The 6,566-nt window shown below is 46.5% G+C and carries 3 protein-coding genes; all 3 read right to left on the bottom strand.

Features of this window, described 5'->3' with window-relative positions; genetic code table 11:
• Positions 1 to 843: 843 nt before the first annotated feature.
• The 3 genes from NG833_RS27595 to NG833_RS27605 all read right to left on the bottom strand — a co-directional run bounded on the left by NG833_RS27595 (position 844) and on the right by NG833_RS27605 (position 6,287).
• On the bottom strand, positions 844 to 2,763 hold the full coding sequence (locus NG833_RS27595; protein WP_254568474.1) for a GTPase family protein: 1,920 nt from the start codon (positions 2,761 to 2,763) through the stop codon (positions 844 to 846).
• Positions 2,764 to 3,169: 406 nt separating this feature from the next.
• Complete coding sequence (locus NG833_RS27600) at positions 3,170 to 4,246, bottom strand: fatty acid desaturase (protein ID WP_254568475.1); 1,077 nt, start codon at positions 4,244 to 4,246, stop codon at positions 3,170 to 3,172.
• A 469-nt stretch (positions 4,247 to 4,715) separates the two neighbouring features.
• Complete coding sequence (locus NG833_RS27605; RefSeq protein WP_254568476.1) at positions 4,716 to 6,287, bottom strand: B12-binding domain-containing radical SAM protein; 1,572 nt, start codon at positions 6,285 to 6,287, stop codon at positions 4,716 to 4,718.
• Positions 6,288 to 6,566 lie beyond the last annotated feature (279 nt).

The raw sequence follows: 6,566 nt of genomic DNA on the forward strand, positions 1-6,566 counted from the left end.
GATGAAACGCTAAAAACGTTAATGACTACATTGTAGCACTAAGGGATAGGCAAGGGATAGGCGGTTAAAACCGCTCGTTCGTTTTTCCTCTGCGCTCTAAAGATGCGCAGTTCCCAAACATCTCGGAGTTTTATATGGGTTTTCGATGATTCGAGGAGGATTCTCTTGGACTTCAGTCCCCCCTGACACTGGGGAAGCTGCTCCTGTGATTGTAGCGAACCTCGGTCTGATCATGCGCTTTGAACGGGGTGATTCTGAAAAATTGCAGGCAATTTATAGGTTTTGCCAACCCTCATCATGAGGAAATTTAAGAGTAATTTTTACAAAAATAGGTGGATTTAACCCTTAGAAATCCGCACTTTGGCTGATTTCTTTCCCAAGGCTTAACAGTAGGATTGAAACAGATTGAGAAATGTGCATGGCGAACCCCCAAAATTTTGGGGGTTTTTTATTGAGGTCCATTCCCCCAATTCGCCGCTCAACCCATAGAAATAAAGGTTTGTTTTGTCGCGGCCATCGCGATGGCCACTACAGATGCTCAAGGGCGAAAATTGAAGCGAGCAAGCTTACCCAGAAGTCACAGGCATATCACAGGACTCCTCATCCCTTTAGTGCATGATCCCAGCAACAACCCATTCAATGTGAAATCTGGCTATTTAATCAGGCCCCTTTCCCGTTAATCAAAAGCAAAAAACCCAGTTATTTGGTTTAACTGGGGCAGTTTTTGTCTATATAATTGACTCTTTTAATCTCTATTTTGGCCAAGAGTTTTCCTCAAAGGCATCCGCCAAATGAGGGAGTTTTTGTCAGCTAAACGGCCTAAGGATAAAAACCCGCCCCCTTTCAAGATGCTGGTTGTTGCTCTAAATAAGACTCAAAGCGCGATCGCAGTTGTTCTAAGCTTAATTTCTGGGTCCAATATTCCACTAAGGCATGACCAAAGGCCCAAGCATTGCGATCGCTGGTTCCCCGATTATCTCGCAGCAAGGGCCAAAGAGAGAGTAAATCAAACTGAAAGGGTTTGGCGTCGGTATTAAACAAATTAAATAAGTCATAGGCCATTTGCAGTTTACCAATGACCACGGGTAACTGTTCTACTGGAATTTGTTCCGCCAAGGCGTAAGCTAGGGTCGGGGACCCGGTGGAGAGGGTGGAAATGAACTGGAGGACGGGACTCTTGAGTAAGGAGGTCAATCCTTGGGTCGTTGCCATTTGGAAAGTATAGCGATCGATAATTTTAGCAGAAGCCACAATCCGGGATTCGCGATCGCGCAAAAATCGGGCAAGGCGCTGTTGTTTCGCCGGGTCGATCGCCTCAATTAGCGCCACCGCCAAGGTATCAGCATTCCAAGAAACTCGCCCTTGTTGTGAGTCTTGGGTCACAATGGGTAAAATGCGATCGCAGTATTCTCCCAATTGTTCAGTGCGATACTCCGTCGCTTCCCGAATCGATTTTTCCTTGGGTTTATCCCCCCAAACCCAATCATAAGGCGGATTCCACTCCCGAATCGGACGCAAGCGATCGACTTGCGTCACAATGGCGATCGCCGGTAAATCGGACACCTCTGCCTTGATTTCTTTGAGAAAATCCACATCCATTTGCAGGGCCGGATCCATAGCAGGAGTCACTAACAATAACAAATCGGCAGTTTTACCATAGTCGAGCACCATCTCTCGCAAATCGGCACGTTTTGCTTGTTCATATCCCGGGGTATCCCATAAAATCAGGGTTTCCCCACCCTCACTCTGCCAGTGATAATTAGAGATTAGGTCCGTACTCGGCAACAAATCGACTTCCGCGCGATCGCTGTCAAACAATGTATTAATCAGACTACTTTTTCCCGCCCCTGTGCGCCCCACCAACAAAATATTAACGGGTTTTTGGGCGACAGTTTCCACAGGTTCTGCTTGGGAGATAATCTCTCGCAGGGTTTGGGTTTTGGCCTTCGGTAAAGCGGGAGTCGATATCGGTGAGGCAGTCTCGGGTAAAGTCCGCTTCCCATACAAAGTAGCCGCTTGCCGACTCAAATTCCGTAATGCTGCCTCGCGCAACAATTGTCCCAAATTCACCAATAATTCTTGAGTTGCCCGATTACTAGAACCCTGGGAGGCTACTCGCGCAGCCGCTGCAGCGGGATTGACAAACCATTGTACCCAATTCCAAACTTGGAACAATTTCCGCGCCGAAGGTTCCAATTTTCGATACATTTCATAGGCTTGAAAGGCTTGTCCTACGGTGACTTGATTCAACGCCGGTGAGAGTTGTTGCATCCAGCGGTCCATGTCATCCACGGTGCCGCGAATCAGTCCATAAGCTTGGGGAATGTAAATATTAAGCAGGGGATATTTAACTTCGGGATTATAAATTAAGGCAATGGCGGTGACAACTTCCTGACATCGCGTTCCAAAGGTTTGTAAATCCTCCCAAATCGGCGGGTCAGTCCGGGAGGTTTCTAATATTTTTTGTAAGGCAATTTCGGCTTTTTGAGTGGCTTCATCAGCGGTGGGTCCGGTGTTTTGTTGTTTAGACTCTTCGATATCCTGATTCACCTGGGCGATCGCTGCTTCCATTTCCGCCATCATCGGTTGAGTCCACTGCACTAACAGCCACCGCCACCCGACTAAAACCAGGGTAAAGATTGCCCAAATCCAGTTGAGATTCCATTCATGAATTTGGGTTCCGGCTGCCACTAGCAAAAAGCTGACAATAGCGGCGATCGGCAGGGCTAAAACCACCCATTGCCAAGTTTTTAATCGAACCATTGATCTATGCCTCCTGAAATAAATTGGGTTTTCTAAATTGATAGAGAGTCCTCCCCACAATTTTAGACTAAACCCAATAAAACCCGCAGGCTGAAGCCTGGGGCTATACGGACAAAGCCCGCCTGCGCGGGCTAATCAATCTTTATTCTTTAGCCTGCGAAGGCAGGCTTCGTTCGTGTAGCCCCAGGCTTCAGCCTGCGGGTTGTTACAATTGCGGGTTGTTACAATTGCTGCGGGTTGTTACAATTGCGGGTTGTTACAATTGTGGGTTTTCACAATTGCGGGTTGTTACAATTGTGGGTTTTCACAATTGCGGGTTGTTACAATCCAGGCAAAAAAAAATAGCCCGCACAGGCGGGCCATTTGCCAAGGGTCCCAACCCGGAAAGAGTCGGGACTATTTCGAGTTATTTCGATTTCGGCTTCCAGGGAGATTCATAGTACACCTTGGACCCGGTATTTGGCACAAAATGACAGGACCAATAAGAGCGAATGAAGCTCTTTAAAATGGGCTCGTTGGAGGAACGATAATAATCACCTAGCAGGGGTTTAATCGCCTCGGTTGCTGTCTTTAAATGATAGTGTGGCATATTTAAGAAAATATGATGCGCCACATGAGTGCCAATATTATGATGGATGGGATTGATAAATCCATAGTCGCGATCGATGGTGGAAAGCGCACCTTTGAGGAAATACCAATCTTCTCCTCGATACCAGGGGATATCATCTTCGGTATGATGCAAGAAGGTCACTAAGTCCAACCACATCACGAAAATGATGTAAGGCACGAGGTAATATTTGACCAAAAACACCCACCCAAATTGATAGGTGAGGACGCCGAGAAATCCCACCATCATCACCCACAGGACCGAACTGGTCACAATATCCCATTTTTCCGAGGGACGGAACAAGGGACTGCTAGGGAGAAAATGGGAACCGGCGCGATCGGGCGATCGCTTGAACAGATAAAGTGGATAGGCGAGTAAGGGTAAATAAAAGCGGAATAGCTTTTCATACCAAGGCATCCGATTGTATTTTTCTTCGGATACTGGATACCAGCTTTCGTCGGTGTCCAAATTTCCCGTGTTCCCATGATGGGTCCGGTGACTGATTCGCCAACCGTGGTAAGGAACCAAAATCGGAATATGAGACAAATGTCCAATTAGGTTATTCAACCATTTGAGCTTAGAAAAAGAGCCATGACCGCAGTCATGACCCACTACAAATAATGCCCAAAACATTGTCCCTTGCATCACCCAGAAAATGGGGAAAAAGAACCAGGAATCCAGATTGTATGCGATCGCATACAGTCCCGCAATAATCCCAACATCCAGAAAAAAGTAACTCAGCGACTTGAATATCGAGGGTTCAAAACACTCGGCAGGAATTGCCGCCTTCACATCCTGAAGAGTAAAGGGTAACTCTTGGGTTTGTGTCTGTGAAACTGTACCAGTCGTCTGATTTAGAACTGTGTTTGCTTGCACGAAATTTCCGCTTTTACCTGATTTTCAAACCTGCCTTTCACCTTTCACCCGTCCCCTTCAGCCTGGAAAGGCTTCAAAGTCTTTTCCCCAAGGAGACCCTCGTTATTCAGTCCATTCATACCCCTAATGCGGTCCTCCTCATGATTAAACGAATTGAACCCCACGGGTCTGAAAACGCTGAGAACTCCCTGACGCTTTATAAAAAAACTTGAGGGACAGGGAAGATGAAAAACGCAGCCGATAAACGGAATTCATTTTAACCCGTTTTGAGCTGAATTGTTAAGAAACGTTTCAAAATTACGAATTATCATGCCTACAACTCATAACCTCTGCCTATTTCTGGGATACCCGATCGCATTCCTGAAGCAGTTGCTAGTTGGCAATAGACTACTTTGCCAGCAGGGGTCAGTTACTGGTATCGGCTGACATCACCAATAACCAATAACTCATCATCAATCACCCAAGTTCGTTAAGCCACCTCAGAGGTTACCGCTACCGGGGACAACGCCTCCTGGCGTTGAAATTCCCTTAATTGCGCTTCAATTTCATCCCGAACAATTTGACGATATTCCAGAAAATGTTCGTTATGAGCGCAAACGGTTAGATAGGCTTCCCAAACCCCAGGATTTTGCCTCATAACACTGAACAAATGATGCCAGAATTTCCAGCGCGTTTTCCGTTTAATTCCTTGTCGCCAGATGATAATTCCTAACGCACGGATATCAACCCAACTGGGAAATTTAGCCGGTGGTTTACATTTGGGTGCACCTAACTTGAGAAAGCAACGATAGGTGCGATCGAGAAAAACTTCTGGGTCATAAAGTTGCCAAAACGCCTCGATATATTCTTGAGCAATATCCGTAATCGGACGAGTCGGAACAAAGTTCATTAACGTGCTTTGATTGATATCTTGGCGACTATTCACCCGCAAACGTCCCTCTTTTTCCAAACGATGCCAGAGGGCCGTATTCGGCAACGCTTGCAGCATTCCAAACATTGCCGTCGGAATGGCTGCCTCTTCCACAAACTTAACAATCCGGGAACTGGCGTCTTTTTTCTCCCCATCAAAGCCAATAATAAATCCCGCCATCGGACGTAAGCCCGCATGAATGATTTTATCAACAGATTCCGTTAAAGAACTCCGGGTATTTTGAAATTTTTTAGTCATCGATAAACTCTCTTCGTCGGGAGTTTCAATTCCCAAAAATACCGCATCAAAATTACAGTCTACCATCAAGTCCATTAAGTCAGTGTCGGCAGCTAAATCAATGGATGCCTCGGTATTAAATCGGAAAGGATACTGATGTTCCGCTTGCCAAACTTTCAACGCTTGCAGCAACAAGCGGACATTGCGTTTATTACCGATAAAATTATCATCCACCATAAAGACACTGCGCCGCCATCCCAACTCATAGAGGAAATCTAATTCGGCTAACAGTTGTTCGGGCGTTTTGGTTCGGGGTTTGCGACCATAGAGGACAATAATATCACAAAATTCACACTGGAACGGACAACCCCGAGAGAATTGCACCGACATCGAATCATAAGCATCTAATTCGAGTAAGTCATACCGGGGAACCGGAGTTTCGCTGACATCGGGTTTTTCCAAAGTCCGAAAAACGCCCTGAGTTTCACCCTTTTCCAAGGCATCAATAAACATCGGCAGGGTGATTTCCCCTTCATCTAAAATCATAAAATCCGGGTTTGCCGCAGCGACTTCATCGGGAACTGAAGTGGGGTAAGGTCCACCCACTGCGACAGATTTACCACGCCGTTTTGCCTCGCGAATTTGGTCAAGCAAATCTTGTTTTTGAACAATCATTGCCGAGAAAATCACCAATTCTGCCCAATCCCACTCCGCTTCCGTCACTGGGCGAATATTGCGGTCTACCAGTTTAAAATCCCAGGTTTGTGGTAAAATTGCAGCGACAGTGATTAATCCCAAGGGGGGCAACAACACCTTGCGATCGACCAATTCTAAAATCTTGTTGTAAGACCAAAAAGTTGGAGGAAACAGGGGATACACGAGTAAAGTTCGCACCATCTAGCACTCCTTATCGAACGTTTAATGGTCAGTGGTCTTGATTGTAACGATTTTCTCGAACTTTGTCCGCGCGATCGGCCCTTGCCTCTCAATTCCTCCCCTAACTCCCCCGTTCAATGTCATGACTTCAGTCGTTCTCCGGCGTTCGTAGTAACGACTTCAGTCGTTCCCTCCGGAGTTCGTAGTAACGACTTCAGTCGTTCCCTCCGGAGTTCGTAGTAACGACTTCAGTCGTTCCCTCCGGAGTTCGTAGTAACGACTTCAGTCGTTCCCTCC

This window comes from Oscillatoria sp. HE19RPO (assembly GCF_024220515.1).
Classification (GTDB): Bacteria; Cyanobacteriota; Cyanobacteriia; order Cyanobacteriales; family Laspinemataceae; genus Laspinema.

What these genes read in the sequence shown, in the direction of transcription:
- NG833_RS27595 (WP_254568474.1), bottom strand. Translation starts at nt 2,763, where the DNA reads ATGGTTCGATTAAAAACTTGGCAATGGGTGGTTTTAGCCCTGCCGATC.